The organism is Ensifer sp. 22521 (assembly GCF_052044795.1).
Lineage (GTDB): Bacteria > Pseudomonadota > Alphaproteobacteria > Rhizobiales > Rhizobiaceae > Ensifer.
This window is the reverse complement of record NZ_JBQENM010000006.1, coordinates 261,077-277,497: the sequence shown is the minus strand read 5'-3', so window position 1 is coordinate 277,497 and position 16,421 is coordinate 261,077. Positions and strand designations below refer to the sequence as shown.

Below are 16,421 nucleotides of genomic sequence, written 5' to 3'. Positions count from 1 at the left end.
AAATGACGACTGTACTGCGTACGCTCTACCCGGAAATCGAACCCTATGCATCGGGCCACCTCGATGTCGGCGACGGTCACGTGATCTATTGGGAAAAGGTCGGCACGCCAGGCGCCAAGCCTGCCGTCTTCCTGCATGGCGGACCGGGCGGCACGATTTCTGCCAACCATCGTCGCCTGTTCGATCCGGCGCTCTATGATGTGACTTTGTTCGACCAGCGCGGCTGCGGCAAGTCGACTCCGCACGCGAAGATCGAGGCCAACACCACATGGCATCTCGTCGCCGATATCGAGCGGCTGCGCGCACAGGCTGGGGTCGCCAAGTGGTTGGTCTTCGGCGGCTCCTGGGGATCGACGCTGGCGCTCGCCTATGCCGAGAAGCACCCGGAGCGGGTTTCGGAACTCGTGCTGCGCGGCATCTACACGCTGACGAAGGCCGAGCTCGACTGGTACTATCAGTTCGGCGTCTCGGAGATGTTCCCGGACAAATGGGAGCGGTTCATCGCGCCGATCCCGGAAGACGAACGGCACGAGATGATGCACGCCTACCACCGCCGCCTGATGAGCGACGACAAGGCGACGCGTCTTGCCGCCGCCAAGGCCTGGAGCATCTGGGAAGGCGAGACGATTACGCTGCTGCCGGAACTGTCGACGAGCGCACCTTTCGCCGACGACGAATATGCCGATGCCTTCGCGCGCATCGAAAACCACTTCTTCGTCAATGCCGGCTGGATGGACGACGGCCAATTGTTGCGGGATGTTCACCGGCTTCACGGCATTCCCGGCGTCGTCATCCACGGGCGTTACGACATGCCGTGCCCGGCGAAATATGCCTGGCAGTTGCACAAGGCCTGGCCGGGGTCCGAGCTCCATCTGATCGAAGGGGCAGGGCACGCCTATTCCGAGCCCGGCATTCTCGACCGGCTGATCCGGGCGACGGACCAATACGCAGGCAAGACCGAGTAAGACCAGCAAGAACCGAGCATTTGGACGATTAGCCATGACCAGGGAACGCATCTACCTCTTCGACACGACGCTACGGGACGGGCAGCAGACGCCCGGCATCGACTTTTCGGTCGAGGACAAGATTGCGATTGCGGGTCTGCTCGACGCGTTCGGCATGGACTACATCGAGGGCGGCTATCCCGGCGCGAACCCGACCGACACCGAGTTTTTCACGCGCAAGCGCACGCAGAAGGCATCTTTCGTCGCCTTTGGCATGACCAAGCGCGCCGGGGTTTCGGCGTCGAATGATCCGGGCCTCGCGGCCCTGCTTGCCGCAAAGAGCGACGCCATCTGTCTGGTCGCCAAGAGCTGGGACTATCATGTCGAGGTCGCTCTCGGCTGCACGAACGAGGAAAACCTCGACAATATCCGCGCTTCTGTCGAGGCGGTGGTCGCCTCCGGTCGTGAGGCGATGGTCGACTGCGAGCATTTCTTCGATGGCTACAAGGCCAATCCGGCTTACGCGCTCGCCTGCGCGAAGACTGCTTTTGAAGCCGGCGCCCGCTGGGTTGTGCTCTGCGACACCAATGGCGGCACGCAGCCGCCGGAGGTGCGCGAGATCGTCACTGCTGCGATCGCTGCCGGCGTGCCCGGCGCCAATCTCGGCATCCATGCCCACAACGACACCGGCCAGGCGGTCGCCAACTCGCTGGCGGCGGTGGAGGCCGGCGTGCGCCAGATCCAGGGAACGCTGAACGGCATCGGCGAGCGTTGCGGCAACGCCAATCTCGTCACGCTGATCCCGACGCTCGCGCTCAAGGAGACCTATTCCAATCGCTTCGAAACGGCGATCGATGCCGATCGCCTGCAGGAATTGACGAAGCTCGCCCATTCTTTCGACGAGCTGTTGAACCGCTCGCCGGATCAGCAGGCGCCCTATGTCGGCGCATCGGCCTTTGCCACCAAAGCCGGCATCCATGCTTCGGCACTGCTCAAGGACCCGCGCACCTATGAGCACGTCGCGCCGGAAAGCATCGGCAACCTGCGCAAGGTCATGGTCTCCGATCAGGGCGGCAAGGCCAATTTCATCAACGCGCTGAAGCGCCGCGGCATCGTCGTCAGCAAGGACGACCCGAAGCTCGACAAGCTGATCGCCATCGTCAAGGAACGGGAAGCGACCGGCTATGCCTATGAGGGGGCGGATGCGAGCTTCGCGCTGCTAGCAAGCCGCATCCTCGGCACGGTGCCGGATTTCTTCCACGTCGAAAGCTTCCGGGTGATGGTCGAGCGCCGCTTCGACGCCAACGGCCATCTGAAGACCGTATCGGAAGCGGTGGTGAAGGTGGTGGTCGACGGCGAGACGATGATGTCGGTTGCCGAAGGCCATGGCCCGGTCAATGCGCTCGACCTGGCGCTGCGCAAGGACCTCGGCAAGTACCAATCGGAAATCGAAGATCTCGAACTGGCGGACTATAAGGTCCGTATCCTCAATGGCGGCACCGAGGCGATCACGCGCGTGCTGATCGAGTCGACCGACGGAACCGGCGCGCGCTGGTGGACGGTGGGCGTCTCCGACAACATCATCGACGCATCCTTCCAGGCACTGATGGACAGCATCATCTTCAAGCTGCTGAAGAACCGCGACCATGTCGGCCTGATTGCCGCTGAATGATGACCGTGAGGGCCAGGTAATTCCGACGCAGCCGCGGTGGGATGATGAGCGAAACTCACCATCCCTTCACGGAAATGAATTGGTGCATTCCCGGGCGTTAGAGTAGGACGCACCTGTGGGAGTTTGCGCCGGCTGGTAGGCCGTGCCTTCCCTTACGACTGGAGAGCGTCGCTTCGCCACTATGGTTCTCCGGCAAACACACCAGGAAAAGATGTTATGGCTGAGCCAAAAGCACCCGCCGAAAATACCGATTCCGCGAGAGGCTTTGCCTTCGCGCTGACCGCCTATCTGCTGTGGGGCTTTCTGCCCTTTTTCATGAAGGCCGTCGCTCACATTCCGGCGCCGGAAGTGGTGGCGCACCGGATCGTGTGGTCGGTGCCGCTCGCGGGTCTGGTTCTGCTTTGGCTCGGTCGTACCGATGACATCAAGGTCGCGCTGCGCTCTCCGCGCATGCTGCGCATGGCGGCGCTGACCGCCGTGCTGATCACCATCAACTGGGGCATCTATGTCTGGGCGATCGGCGCCGGCCGCGCGATCGAGACGGCGCTCGGCTACTATATCAACCCGCTGTTTTCGATCTTCCTCGGCGCGGTGCTGCTGAAGGAAAAGCCGAACCCGGCGCAGATGGTTGCGATCGCGCTTGCGGCATCGGCCGTCGCCGTGCTCGCCTTCGATGCCGGCGGCCTGCCGTGGGTGTCGATCGGCCTTTGCCTGTCCTGGGGCTTCTATGCTTTCTTCCGCAAGACGCTGCCGGTCGGTCCGAACCAGGGCTTCTTCCTGGAGGTCCTGCTGCTCAGCATTCCGGCGATCGGCTACATCATCTGGCTCGAGGCGACCGGGCAGGGGCATTTCGGCGATACCGGCACGGCCGATGTTCTCTGGCTGATGTCCTGCGGCGTCGTCACCGCCATTCCATTGATGATCTATGCCAACGGCGCCAAGCTGCTGCGGCTGTCGACCATCGGCATCATGCAGTACATCGCTCCGACGATGATCTTCCTCATCGCCGTTTTCGTCTTCCACGAGCCCTTCGGCACCGCGAAGCTGATCGCCTTCGGCCTGATCTGGGCGGCGCTGGTGATCTATTCGGGCGCGATGTTGGCCGAAAGCCGTGCGCGTCGCGCAGCATTGCAGGCGAGTCCGGCCGAGTAACGCAAGCGAATGGGACAAAAACGAAAAAGGCGCGCCGGTGAGCGCGCCTTTTTGTTGTCCGGGAATTAAAAGATCAAAGCCTGGAAATGATCTCAGCCTCGCCCTCGCGCCCGTTGCCACCACTGGCAGCAGCAAGAATGGTCGGAACGATGTCGACCGCATCATTGACGACGAGCGGCTGCACGAGGTGCGCCGTGTGTACGAAACCCTCCTCGCGCATGTGCTGCAGCAGATCCAGCATCGGCCGCCAGAAGTTGTTGATGTTACCGAAGACCATCGGCTTGCGGTGACGGCCAAGCTGCGCCCAGGTCATGATCTCGACGATCTCTTCCAGAGTGCCGATGCCGCCCGGCAACGCCACGAAAGCGTCGGCCCGTTCGAACATCGTGTGCTTGCGCTCGTGCATGTCGGCGGTGACGATCAGCTCGTTCAGCTGGCCGAGCGAATGGCGGGTGGCTTCCTTGTCCATCAGGAATTCCGGGATGATCCCGGTGACTTCGCCGCCGTTGGAAAGGACGCCGCTGGCCACGGCTCCCATGATGCCGCGCGTGCCGCCGCCATAGACCAGGCGAAGACCGTGATCGGCAATCGAGCGGCCAAGTGCGCGGCCGGCTTCCATGTAAGCGTTGTCGCGTCCCGGCTGTGAACCGCAATAGACGCAGATGGATCGAATCGTGCTGTTCTCAGTGCTCATGCCCCCAAAAAACATTGCAGCGCAGCATGGGTCAAGAAAAATGAGGGGAAAGCTGGGTTTCCGGCGGTTGCGGCGCCCTTGACTGCTTGTGTGCCGAATCGCGAATCGCTAGCAATTTCAGGGATTGATTGAAGAAATCGGACGGTTCGCTTGCTGTTGCGCTATAATGAATGGCGCAAGCCCGCACCGCAGGCCGATGAGAGGGCATGCGCGGAGCGTTGCTCCGCTCCGTGTGGAGAGTGGCATGATCAAAAATAAGGCCGGCTGGGTGGCCATTACTGTCCTCGTGGCAGCGACAGCGTTGATGGTATTCGTGGTGCAACCGAACCTGCGTGGTGACGGCAAGAAGCCGGCGGACGAACCGGCCGCAGGCAACGCGAGCCAATCGAACGAGACTGCTGCTGGCACCGGCGGCCCGCAGGCGACCGAAGGAACCGCGAAGCCGCTGGACGCCAAGGCCGGTGAGGCCGAACAGACAGCCAATGCTGCGCCGACGAACGCACCCGCCGAAAATCCGGACGTGCCCGGTTTCGATGTGCTGCGCGTGGAGCCCGATGGATCGACCGTGATCGCTGGGCACGCCGAGCCCGGTTCGAAGCTCGAGATTCTGAGCGGCGACACCGTTGTCGGTACCGCCGATGTCGGCGCGACGGGTGACTTTGCGGCCGTCTTCGACAAGCCTCTGCCGGCTGGCGACTATCAGTTGACGCTGCGCAGCACCGGTGAAGACGGCACGGTGAAGAGTTCCGAGGAAGTTGCGACCGTTTCGGTTCCCAAGGACCCCTCCGGTCAACTGCTCGCCATGGTGTCGAAGCCAGGTGAGGCAAGCCGACTGATCGCGACGCCGGAAGCTGCCAAGGCCGAAAGCGAGCAAGGGACCGACAACAAGCCGGCCGAGGTCGCATCGACTGCGACGCAGACGCCGCTCGCGACCGGCGACGCATCCTCGGCTCCGGCAAAGGCGCTCGGTGTTCCCGGCTTGCAGGTGAGTGCCGTCGAGATCGAGGGAAGCAAGATGTTCGTCGCGGGCAGCGCCAGGCCGCGTGCGCTGGTGCGCGTCTATGCGGATGACAAGCTGCTCGGAGAAATGAAGGCCGACGACAAGGGCAATTTCGTCGTCGATGGCGAGATCGAGTTGACCGTTGGCAGCCACATCATCCGCGCCGATATGCTGAACGAGGATGGCACCAAGGTCGCTATGCGCGCTTCGGTTCCCTTCGACCGCCCCGCAGGCTCGCAGGTCGCCGCCGTGGCGCCGTCGGGCACGCCCTCGGCGACAGCCGGTCTTGATGGCGTACGCGCCGAGGCAGGCAAGGCGCTGGCTCTGTTGAAGGGGCTCTATGCCAATGGCAAGGTCCCGACAGGCGAGCAACTCGCCGCAGCGCGTTCCGCAACAGAGATCGCTCTGAAGTCGCTGGCCGACTTCCGGCTCGCCGACAGCTCCGATCAGGCGCTGGCCGCGGCCTCGGCACGGGCGTCGAAGGCGGCAGCCGATGCGCTGGCAGCCTTGAAGGCCGCGCCGCAGGATGCGCCGAGCGTTGCTTCGGCGCTTGCCAAGGTCGACGCGAGCGTCGGTCCGGTTCTGGCCGAGCGCGGCAGCGCGACGCCGGCGTCGGACGCGCAGGCCCAGCCGAAGGGCAATGCCCCGGCGCAGGGTGAACTGGCAAAGGCGATGGGTGCAGGCAGCGCAGTGGCGAGCGACGCCACGACGACGCCGGCGCCAAGCACTGAAACCGCAGCCGCGGCCCCCACGCAGGAAGAGCCTCAGACGGTCCAGCAGGAGCCGCTCAAGGAGAGCAAATCCTCCGTGATCATCCGTCGCGGCGACACGCTGTGGCAGATTTCGCGTCGCGTCTACGGTGCCGGCTTGCGCTACACCACGATCTACCTGGCCAACCAGGACCAGATCGAAGACCCGGACCGCATTCGCCCGGGACAGGTTTTCGGTGTGCCGGATAAGGCGCTGCCGGACGATGAATCGCGCGAGATTCACAGAAAGCACATGAAACACGAGCAATAGGCAGTCGATCGCCCGCCAACAACATTGCGGCGGCGGCGATGGATGCCTATCTCTCGATCAAGGGCGGCGCCTTCAACGAGGCGCCGCTTTTCATTGAACGGTGATGACGGCGCTGTAGAGGGAAAGCACGGTGCGGCAAGGCTCGTGGGGCTCCCTAAGCCGTCAAGCAGCGCGAAACGTAAGAGCGGATCAGAACGTGGCACCCCAGAAGAAAACTGTTTCGGCCGATACGAGCAATCCGTTGCAGACGATCGCCAATCTCTGGCCCTATATGTGGCCGACGGACAGGGCCGATCTCAAGCTCCGGGTCATCTGGGCAACGGTCATTCTGATCATCGCCAAGGTCGTTCTGATCCTCGTTCCCTATTCCTTCAAGTGGGCAACCGATGCGCTGAACGGCAAGCCGGATGCCTTGGGTTTCCTGCCTCAGTTCCTCACCGGCGCGGTGATGCTAGTGCTCGCCTACAATCTCGCGCGCTTGCTGCAGGCCGGCTTGAACCAGCTTCGCGATGCGCTGTTTGCAAGCGTTGGCCAACACGCGGTTCGCCAACTTGCCTACAAGACCTTTGTCCACATGCACCAGCTCTCGCTGCGCTTCCATCTGGAGCGGCGCACCGGTGGGCTTTCGCGCGTCATCGAGCGCGGCACCAAGGGCATCGAGACGATCGTCCGATTCACGATCCTGAACAGCGTGCCGACCCTGATCGAATTTCTGCTGACGGCGGTGATCTTCTGGTGGGGCTACGGTTTCAGCTATCTGTTTGTGACGGCCGTCACCGTCTGGCTGTACATCTGGTTCACGGTCAAGGCGAGCGACTGGCGCATCGCCATTCGCCGCTCGATGAACGACAGCGACACCGACGCCAACACCAAGGCGATCGACTCGCTCCTGAACTTCGAGACGGTCAAATATTTCGGCAACGAAGAGATGGAAGCCCGTCGCTTCGACAAGTCGATGGAGCGCTATGAGGCCGCGGCGACCCAGGTCTGGACGTCGCTCGGTTGGCTCAACTTCGGCCAGGCGCTGATCTTCGGCGCCGGCACGGCTGTCATGATGATCATGTCGGCGCTCGCCGTTCAGCGCGGTGAACAGACGCTCGGTGATTTCGTCTTCATCAACGCAATGCTGATCCAGCTTGCAATTCCGCTCAATTTCATCGGCTTCGTCTACCGCGAAATTCGCCAGGGCCTGACCGATATCGAGCACATGTTCGATCTGCTCGACGTACGCGCCGAAGTGGTGGATCGCCCGGATGCGAGCGAACTCGTCATCGGCAAGGGCGCCATCGCCTTCAAGGACGTGCATTTCGCCTATGATCCGGCGCGACCGATCCTCAAGGGCATTACCTTCGAAGTGCCCGCCGGCAAGACGGTCGCGGTCGTCGGCCCGTCGGGCGCCGGCAAGTCGACGCTCTCCCGGCTGCTCTATCGCTTCTACGACGTGCAGGAAGGGGCCATCACCGTCGATGGCCAGGACGTGCGGACCGTGACGCAAAAGAGCCTGCGCTCGGTCATCGGCATGGTGCCGCAGGATACCGTGCTCTTCAACGACACCATTGCCTATAACATCCGCTACGGCCGGGTCTCTGCCAGCGAGGCCGAGGTCGAAGCGGCCGCTGAGGCGGCACAGATCGCCGGCTTCATCCACACGCTGCCCGAAGGCTTCCAGGCCATGGTCGGCGAGCGTGGCCTGAAGCTCTCAGGCGGCGAGAAGCAGCGCGTCGCAATCGCCCGCACCATCCTCAAGGCGCCGCCGATCCTGATCCTCGACGAGGCGACATCGGCACTCGACACGCGCACGGAACAGGAAATCCAGTCAGCGCTCGACGTGGTCTCGCGCAACCGCACGACGCTCGTGATCGCCCACCGGCTTTCGACCGTAATCAACGCCGACGAGATCATCGTGCTGAAGGATGGCGTCATCGCCGAGCGCGGCACCCATGGCGAGCTGATTGACCGCGACGGCCTCTATGCGTCGATGTGGAGCCGCCAGCGCGAAGCAACGCAGGCCGAGGAGCAGTTGAAGCGCGTGCGCGAAAGTGACGATCTCGGCATCGTTACCCGCGGCGAGCCGGCGATCTGATGGCGTTTCTTTCTTTGCTGAGCGCGACGCGTTTTGTCGCTGTCTGGCGGGNGCCAGGGGATTTCGCGCTAGTTCACGTTCCACGGAAAATCTGGAGTAGAGTTTATGAGCCTGGTCAATACGATCCGCAACACGCTCGTACCGGTGCACAAGGAAGGCTATCGCTTCGTCGCGATCTTCTTTGTCGTGTCGCTGGTGCTTGGCTTCCTGTGGGAGCCGTTGATGTGGATCGGCTTCGTGCTGACCGCCTGGTGCGCCTATTTCTTCCGCGACCCTGAACGCATGACGCCGATCGACGACGATCTGGTGATCAGCCCAGCCGATGGCCGCGTTTCGTCGATCGCAACGGTGCTGCCGCCGGAAGAGCTGAACCTCGGCTCGGAACCGATGCTCCGCATCTCGGTTTTCATGAACGTGTTCAACTGCCATGTGAACCGTGCGCCGATGGCCGGCACCATCACCCGCGTCGCCTACCGCGCCGGCAAGTTCGTCAATGCCGAGCTCGACAAGGCCAGCCACGAGAACGAGCGCAACGGCCTGGTGATCGAGACCAAGCACGGTGCGATCGGCGTCGTCCAGATCGCCGGCCTCGTTGCCCGTCGCATTCTCTGCTGGAAATATGAGAACGGCTCGCTGGACGCAGGCGAGCGCTTCGGCCTGATCCGCTTCGGTTCGCGGCTCGACGTCTTCCTGCCCGCAGGAGCCGAGCCGCGCGTCAGCGTCGGCCAGACTGCCGTTGCCGGCGAAACCGTGCTTGCCGAGTTCGGCTCGGCCAAGGGCCCGGTCCTCAGCCGTCGCGCATAAGGAGTGTACATGGAAGGCTCTGAACAGGAAAACCCAGCCGAACCGCCGAAAGCTACCGGCGACGCGAGCGGTTCAAACGACACCGGTCGTGGTCCTCGGCTGCGCGAGATACCGCTGCGGCTGATGATCCCGAACCTGATCACGGTGCTGGCGATCTGTGCCGGTCTCTCGGGCATTCGGCTCGCCTTCGAAAACCGCATCGAGCTTGCCGTTGCCATGGTCTTGCTCGCGGCCTTCCTCGACGGCATCGACGGCCGCGTTGCACGCCTGCTGAAGGCGACGTCGAATTTTGGCGGCCAGATGGACTCCCTCGCCGATATTATCAATTTCGGCGTTGCGCCGGCGCTCGTGCTTTACGTCTTCATCCTGGATCAGGCCCGCTCGATCGGCTGGATCGCGGCGCTGATCTACGCGATCGCCTGTGGCCTGCGGCTTGCGCGCTTCAACGTCATGGCCGAGCGCCAGTCCAAGGCGCCGTGGCAGTCGGAATATTTCGTTGGCGTGCCGGCACCGGCAGGCGCCATGCTGGTCCTGCTTCCGGTCTATCTCGGCCTCTTGGGATTGGCGCCCGAGCGCACCTTCGCGCTGATTGCATCGGGCTACACCGTGCTGATCGCCTTCCTGCTGGTCAGCCGTCTGCCGGTCTGGTCCGGCAAGTCGGAAAACAGCCGTGTGCGCCGCGATCTCGTCCTGCCGGCCATTCTCGGCGTCGTCTTCTATGTCGCGACGCTGATGACCTATACCTGGGAGACGATGGCGGTGACGGCCCTTGGCTACCTGATCACGCTGCCTTTCGGCGCGCGCTCCTGGCAGCGCAAATACGGCGGCGACTGGCCGGCCCATCCATCGACAGGCGGCGACGGCCTGCCGGGTGACAAGGACTGACTGAGTTTCAGCTAAGGTACAAAAAGGCCACCGTGGTGACACGGTGGCCTTTTTGTTTGGAAAGCGCGCCGAAGCTTACTCCGGCATCCGGTAATCGACGATCTTGTCTTCGCGGACGATGTAGAGCTTGCCGGTCTCAGTCTGGTCAGGGCCGACGAGCGGCAGAAGCTTGGCGGCAACTTCGGAGGGATGCGGCACGGTCTCCGGATCCTCGCCGGGCATCGCCTGGGCGCGCATCGCCGTGCGGGTGGCGCCGGGATCGACAGAGAGGATGCGCAGCGGCAGGCGCTGCGTTTCGCCGGCCCAGGTGCGAGCCAGCGCCTCGACGGCGGCCTTCGATGCGGAGTAGGGGCCCCAGAAGGGCTTGCACTTGTGCGCAGCGCTCGACGACAGGATCAGCGCACGGCCGGCGTCCGATTTGATCAGCAGCGGCTCCAGCGAGCGGATCAGCCGCCAGGTGGCGTTGACGTTGATGTTCATTACCTTTTCGAACACCTTCGCCTCGACATGGCCGATCGGCGAGATCGTGCCGAGCACGCCGGCATTGGCGACCATGATGTCGAGCTTGCCCCAGCGCTCGTTGATGGCGCCACCGAGCTTGTCGATCGCTGCCATGTCGGCGAGATCGAACGGCACCAGCGTCGCCGAACCGCCCGCCGCCTTGATCGCGTCGTCGAGTTCTTCAAGCCCGCCGACGGTGCGCGCGCAGGCGACGACATGGGCACCGGCCTTGGCCAGTTCGAGAGCGGTGAAATAGCCGATACCGCGCGATGCGCCGGTGACCACGGCCACCCGGCCTTTGAGATCGATCGTCATTTTATTGTCTGATTATCCGTTGCTGGCGAGAACCGAGAGTTTGCGGACATTGCTGGCGCCTTCCTGGTCGAGAAGGCGGGTCGGATAGTCCCCGGTGAAATAGTGGTCGGTGAACTGCGGCGCCTTCGGATCGCGCTTCTCGCCGCCGACCGCCTCATAGAGGCCGTCGATCGACAGGAATTCGAGCGAGTCTGCCCCGATGTAGCGGCACATGGAGGCGAGGTCGACATGCTGGTTGGCGAGCAGCTTGTCGCGATCCGGCGTGTCGATGCCGTAGAAATCCGGGTGGAAGATCATCGGGCTCGCGACCCGCACATGCACTTCGCGTGCACCGGCCTCCCGCATCATCTGCACGATCTTCACCGACGTCGTGCCACGCACGATCGAATCATCGACCAGAATGACGCGCTTGCCTTCGATCATCGCGCGGTTGGCTGAGTGCTTGAGCTTGACGCCGAAGGCGCGGATCTGCTGCGTCGGCTCGATGAAGGTGCGGCCGACATAGTGGTTGCGGATGATGCCGTATTCGAAGGGAATGCCGCTCTGCTGGGCATAGCCAAGGGCGGCCGGCGTTCCGCCGTCCGGTACCGGAACCACCACATCGGCTTCGACGGGCGCCTCCTTGGCGAGATTGATGCCCATGTTCTTGCGCGACACGTAAATGCTGCGGCCGCCGACGACCGAATCCGGGCGGGCGAAATAGACATATTCGAACAGGCAGAGGCGTTCCGGCTGCGATACCTCCGGCTTGCGAGAATCGATCGAGATCGATCCGTCGGGCTGGATCTCGCAGATGATCACCTCGCCGTTCTCGACATCGCGGACGTAAGTTGCGCCGATGATGTCAAGCGCGCAGGTCTCGGAGCAGAAGATCGGCTTGCCGTCGAGTTCGCCCATGACGAGCGGTCGGATGCCGATCGGGTCACGCGCGGCGATCAGCTTGGTGCGCGTCATCGCCAGCATCGAGTAGCCGCCTTCCATCTGTCGGATGGCGTCGATGAAGCGGTCGGACGAGGAGGCCTGCTTGGAACGGGCGATCAGGTGCAGGACGACTTCGGTGTCGGAGGTCGACTGACAGATGGCGCCATCGGCGATCAACTGACGGCGAAGGGTGAGGCCGTTGGTGAAGTTGCCGTTGTGAGCGATCGCGATGCCGCCGACTTCAAGTTCGGCAAAGAGCGGCTGGACGTTGCGCAGCGCCACTTCGCCCGTCGTCGAGTAGCGGGTGTGGCCGATGGACATGAAGCCGGGGAGCTTTGCCAGCGTCGCCGGGTCGGTGTAGTGGTCGCCGACGAGGCCCATGCGCTTTTCGGTGCAGAACTGCTTGCCGTCGAAGGTGACGATGCCGGCGGCTTCCTGGCCGCGATGCTGGAGCGCATGCAGGCCGAGCGCCGTCAGCGCCGCCGCGTCCGAGTGCCCCAATATGCCGAAGACGCCGCACTCTTCGTGCAGTTCATCGCCTTCGAGTTCATCGTGGATTTCCATGGATCTCAGATCGGTCATCACTGTCGCCTTTGCTCCGTACCGGTGCGCATATCGTGATCAGGCCCGCCATCTTCAAGCGATCTTAGCTGAAAACGGCTGCAAGCGTTATTCCCCAAAAGGACAAAGCCCGCGGGGCGGGCTTTGTCGGCAAATCGTTCCTGTCTCAGCCGTTGGTGGCCGGTGCGTCGTCGGCGGGCGCCTGCTCCGGCGTCGTCGACGGTGTCTGGCCGGGGGTCGCCGCCGGTGCTTCGCCTTCACCTTCGCCGGTGGTGTCCTTGCCGCGCAGGCGGTCGAGAATGGTGGCGTCGGCTTCTTCAGGCAGAAGCGCGATCAGCTTGTTGCCGAGATTGTCGAGCAGCGGCTTCGATTTCGCCTGGGTTACCCAGGTCGGCTGCTGCTGCGGCGCGACGAGCCAGTTGAAGAACAGCATGGCGACGACGACCAGCAGGATGCCGCGGGCGGCACCGAACAGGAAGCCGAGGGTGCGGTCGAGCGCGCCGATGCGGCTGTCGATGATGAAATCGGCAATCCGCATGGTAATGAAGGAAATGATGATCAGCGCGACCAGGAAGATCACCGCCGCCGATCCGATCAGCGCGACAGTATCGCTGTTGGTGTACTGCTTGGCGTAGGGCAGAAGCTGCGGGTAGAGGAAATAGGCGGCCGCGGCCGCACCGACCCAGCTCGCGACCGAGAGCACCTCGCGCGAGAAGCCTCGAACCATGGCCAGGATTGCGGAAAACAGGGCGACGCCGAGAACGATACCGTCGAGAATTGTAATGGGCATTTTGTCCTTACTCCGGACCCGGTTCGTCCGGGTCTCCTCAAGCCTATCCGCCATCGGCCCTGCTTGACGTTCAGGGCATTTTCAGCCTCTTCGCGGCCCCTACAGCGCTGCGCGTCCTTTCGGGCGCGCAAAGGTCGCTGTAGCGCTCAGACCTGCTGCATAATTTTGTCCTTAAATCGATCCCGATCTAAGGAACTATGCAGTAGTGGACGGTCTGCGACACCCGCATCTTCAATCTTCGTCCTCCACCGGTCTCAGCGCGTTTCGCGATCCCGCGATGCGCGCCACCAGATCCGGCAGGCTTTCCATTTCGCTCCATCGGCCATTGCCGTTTTTCGGCAATTCGGTGGACGCGGACGGCAGGACCGCCTGCGAGAACCCGAGTTTCTCGGCTTCCTTAAGGCGTTGTGCGGTATGCGCAACCGGCCGGATGGCGCCCGACAAGCTGACTTCGCCGAAATAGACGCAATCCGCCGGAAGGGCAAGCCCGGCAAGCGATGAAACCAGTGCGGAAGCCACAGCTAGATCGGCGGCCGGCTCGGAAATGCGGTAACCGCCGGCGATATTGAGATAAACGTCGTGCTGGCCGAGGCGTACGCCGCAATGGGCTTCGAGCACAGCGAGGATCATCGATAGGCGGGCCGAGTCCCAGCCGACGATAGCGCGCCGCGGCGTACCGAGTGAGGTCGGCGCGACGAGCGCCTGCACTTCGACAAGAATGGGGCGGGTGCCTTCCATGCCGGCAAAGACGGCGGCGCCCGGCGATTTTTCGTTGCGTTCTCCGAGGAACAGTTCCGACGGGTTGGCGACTTCGCGCAGACCCTTGTCCGACATTTCGAAAACGCCGATCTCGTCGGTCGGGCCGAAGCGGTTCTTGACGGTGCGCAGGATGCGGTAGTGGTGGCCGCGGTCGCCTTCGAAATAGAGTACCGCATCGACCATGTGTTCGACGACGCGCGGGCCGGCGATCTGGCCCTCCTTGGTGACGTGGCCGACGAGCACGACGGCGGTGCCCGTCTGTTTGGCAAAGCGGATCATCGCCTGCACGCCGGTGCGCACCTGGGTGACCGTGCCGGGCGCCGAATCGACGATGTCGCTCCAGAGTGTCTGGATCGAATCGATGATCACCAGATCGGGGCGCTTGCCTTCCGAAAGCGTTGCCAGGATGTCCTCGACATTGGTCTCTGCGGCCAGCAGCACGTCGCTATCGGCAGCACCCAGGCGCTGCGCACGCAGACGCACCTGCGCCACGGCCTCTTCACCGGAGACATAGATGACGCGGTGCTTGCGGCGCGAAAGTGCGGCGGCCGCCTGCATCAGCACCGTCGATTTGCCGATGCCGGGATCGCCGCCGACGAGCAGCGCGGAGCCGCGCACGAAGCCGCCGCCAGTCACCCGATCCAATTCCGAAATGCCGGTCTGGATACGCGGCGCGTCCTCGATCTCGCCGGAAAGCGTGGTGAGCGCCACCGGGCGGCCCTTCTTCGGAGCGCGCGTCGGACCGCCGCCGATGCCCGCTGTCGGATCGTCTTCGATGATCGTGTTCCATTCGCCGCAGCCTTCGCATTTGCCCGCCCAGCGGGTGTGGACGGTGCCGCAGTTCTGGCAGATGAATTGGGTACGGGCTTTCGCCATCAGGATCGGACTTTCGAAATCTGGGAGCCGCCGGCACACATGCGAGGCGATGCCGCCGACGACAGAAGAATCACCTTCGTCGTCACATAATGCCGCGGAACGCGGAACAAAAGGTGAATTTTAGCGAAGGCCGCAAGGAAAATGCAGGAAAGCCACGTCAGACGGCACCGACATAGTTCCTGATGTAACGATGCCCGAGGCTGGTCAGCAGCTCATAGCCGATGGTTCCGCCGGCGCGCGCCACGTCGTCAATGGCGATGTTTCGGCCGAAAAGCTCGATGTAATCGCCCGGCCGCGCTGCACCGGCCGGCAGGTCGGTGACGTCGAACAGGCTGAGGTCCATGGTGACGCGCCCCACATGCGGCACGCGCTTGCCGTGCAGGAAGCCGAATGCCCCTGACGGCGTTGCCTGCCGTAGAGTCACGCCGCCGCCGGAGACCGAACGATGGTAGCCGTCGGCGTAGCCGACCGCGACGGTGGCGATGCGACTGTCTCTGTCGAAGCGGGCCGACGCGCCGTAGCTCGCCGTGCCTCCGGCCGCGACCTCGCGGATCTGGATGATCCTGGCTTCGGCGGTTACCACTGGGGTCATCGGGTTGATGGCATCGTTGACCGCCTCGCCGCCATAGACGGCGATGCCCGGCCGGGTGAGCTCGAAATGATAGTCGGCGCCCAGGAAGACACCGCCGGAATTGGCAAGGCTTGCATCGACACCCTCATAGGCAGCTGTCGCTTCGCGGAAGCGCCCGAGCTGGTAGGCGTTCAACGGGTGCTGCGGTTCGTCGGCACAGGCGAGGTGGCTCATGATCAGGACTGGCGAGAAGCTTGCGGGTCGCGCCGGGTCATTGGCAAGCGCCACGGCGGCCTCGACCGAGAGGCCCAACCGGTTCATGCCGGTATCGATATGCAGCACGCAGGGGTGATCGCCGCGCTCGGAAAGAGCCGCCATGAACACCGCAAGCTGCTCGTCGGAATTGATGATCGGCACCAGGTCATTGTCGAAGAAGAGCTCTTCGTTGCCCGGCCACATGCCCGCGAGAATGTAGATGCGGCCCTCCGGAACGAGGGGGCGCAGTTCCGCACCTTCCTCGGCATTGGCGACGAAGAAGTCGCGCGCACCGGCGGCATAGAGGGCAGGGGCTGCATCATCGATGCCCAGGCCATAGGCGTCCGCTTTCAGGACCGCTGCCGCCCGCGCCTTGCCGGAGCGGGCATTCATCGTCCGCCAATTGTCGGCAAGCGCACCGAGATCGATCGTGAGGCGGTTGGAGGCGGAAAGAAATTCTGGGGGGAGCATGCCGGACACTCTTCGTGGACGATACGAAGAGCAATACAGCCAACGGCCCATGGTCGCAAATGCTCGCCTGTCGCATCGCCGTCACGCGGGCCACGAAGGAAGGATGAGCACTTTTGTGCAAGACGGGACCGCCTCGGGTCACTATGG

At 63.3% G+C, this 16,421-nt stretch carries 13 protein-coding genes; 7 read left to right on the top strand and 6 right to left on the bottom strand.

The features are described 5' to 3' along the window. Positions 1 to 2: 2 nt before the first annotated feature. The 3 genes from pip to rarD all read left to right on the top strand — a co-directional run bounded on the left by pip (position 3) and on the right by rarD (position 3,768). Complete coding sequence (gene pip, locus ACTJKE_RS11110; RefSeq protein ID WP_058329433.1) at positions 3 to 965, top strand: prolyl aminopeptidase; 963 nt, start codon at positions 3 to 5, stop codon at positions 963 to 965. A gap of 34 nt (positions 966 to 999) precedes the next feature. Further along, complete coding sequence (gene cimA, locus ACTJKE_RS11105) at positions 1,000 to 2,616, top strand: citramalate synthase (protein WP_058329432.1); 1,617 nt, start codon at positions 1,000 to 1,002, stop codon at positions 2,614 to 2,616. 216 nt (positions 2,617 to 2,832) lie between these two features. Beyond that, positions 2,833 to 3,768 carry an EamA family transporter RarD gene (gene rarD, locus ACTJKE_RS11100; protein ID WP_112995425.1) on the top strand — a complete coding sequence of 312 codons (936 nt, stop codon included), beginning with the start codon at positions 2,833 to 2,835 and terminating at the stop codon, positions 3,766 to 3,768. Between the two features lie 73 nt (positions 3,769 to 3,841). Here rarD and ACTJKE_RS11095 read toward each other — a convergent pair whose 3' ends face one another. After that, complete coding sequence (locus tag ACTJKE_RS11095; RefSeq protein ID WP_058320243.1) at positions 3,842 to 4,462, bottom strand: TIGR00730 family Rossman fold protein; 621 nt, start codon at positions 4,460 to 4,462, stop codon at positions 3,842 to 3,844. Between the two features lie 244 nt (positions 4,463 to 4,706). Here ACTJKE_RS11095 and ACTJKE_RS11090 point away from each other — a divergent pair, with 244 nt between their 5' ends. The 4 genes from ACTJKE_RS11090 to pssA all read left to right on the top strand — a co-directional run bounded on the left by ACTJKE_RS11090 (position 4,707) and on the right by pssA (position 10,254). After that, entirely contained in the window at positions 4,707 to 6,482 is a 1,776-nt protein-coding gene (locus ACTJKE_RS11090) for an Ig-like domain-containing protein (RefSeq protein WP_058329430.1), read from the top strand. Between the two features lie 196 nt (positions 6,483 to 6,678). Further along, on the top strand, positions 6,679 to 8,565 hold the full coding sequence (locus ACTJKE_RS11085) for an ABCB family ABC transporter ATP-binding protein/permease (RefSeq protein WP_057252736.1): 1,887 nt from the start codon (positions 6,679 to 6,681) through the stop codon (positions 8,563 to 8,565). A gap of 105 nt (positions 8,566 to 8,670) precedes the next feature. After that, the gene (locus tag ACTJKE_RS11080; RefSeq protein ID WP_058329429.1) at positions 8,671 to 9,369 is read left to right on the top strand and encodes a phosphatidylserine decarboxylase; all 699 of its coding nucleotides are present in this window, start codon (positions 8,671 to 8,673) and stop codon (positions 9,367 to 9,369) included. A 9-nt stretch (positions 9,370 to 9,378) separates the two neighbouring features. Next, positions 9,379 to 10,254 (top strand): CDP-diacylglycerol--serine O-phosphatidyltransferase, encoded by an 876-nt coding sequence (pssA, locus tag ACTJKE_RS11075; protein ID WP_057252733.1) that lies wholly within the window; start codon positions 9,379 to 9,381, stop codon positions 10,252 to 10,254. Positions 10,255 to 10,329: 75 nt separating this feature from the next. On the opposite strand, the gene ACTJKE_RS11070 is transcribed toward pssA, so the two are convergent. The 5 genes from ACTJKE_RS11070 to alr all read right to left on the bottom strand — a co-directional run bounded on the left by ACTJKE_RS11070 (position 10,330) and on the right by alr (position 16,274). After that, positions 10,330 to 11,070, bottom strand: a complete 741-nt coding sequence (locus ACTJKE_RS11070) for an SDR family NAD(P)-dependent oxidoreductase (RefSeq protein ID WP_057252731.1) — start codon at positions 11,068 to 11,070, stop codon at positions 10,330 to 10,332. A 12-nt stretch (positions 11,071 to 11,082) separates the two neighbouring features. After that, positions 11,083 to 12,573 carry an amidophosphoribosyltransferase gene (gene purF / locus ACTJKE_RS11065; protein WP_057252730.1) on the bottom strand — a complete coding sequence of 497 codons (1,491 nt, stop codon included), beginning with the start codon at positions 12,571 to 12,573 and terminating at the stop codon, positions 11,083 to 11,085. A gap of 145 nt (positions 12,574 to 12,718) precedes the next feature. Beyond that, a complete protein-coding gene (locus ACTJKE_RS11060) occupies positions 12,719 to 13,342 on the bottom strand; it encodes a CvpA family protein (RefSeq protein WP_057252728.1) in 624 nt (207 codons plus the stop codon). Between the two features lie 231 nt (positions 13,343 to 13,573). Further along, positions 13,574 to 14,977, bottom strand: a complete 1,404-nt coding sequence (gene radA, locus ACTJKE_RS11055) for a DNA repair protein RadA (RefSeq protein WP_057252727.1) — start codon at positions 14,975 to 14,977, stop codon at positions 13,574 to 13,576. A gap of 157 nt (positions 14,978 to 15,134) precedes the next feature. Next, a complete protein-coding gene (gene alr / locus ACTJKE_RS11050; protein ID WP_440635487.1) occupies positions 15,135 to 16,274 on the bottom strand; it encodes an alanine racemase in 1,140 nt (379 codons plus the stop codon). Positions 16,275 to 16,421 lie beyond the last annotated feature (147 nt).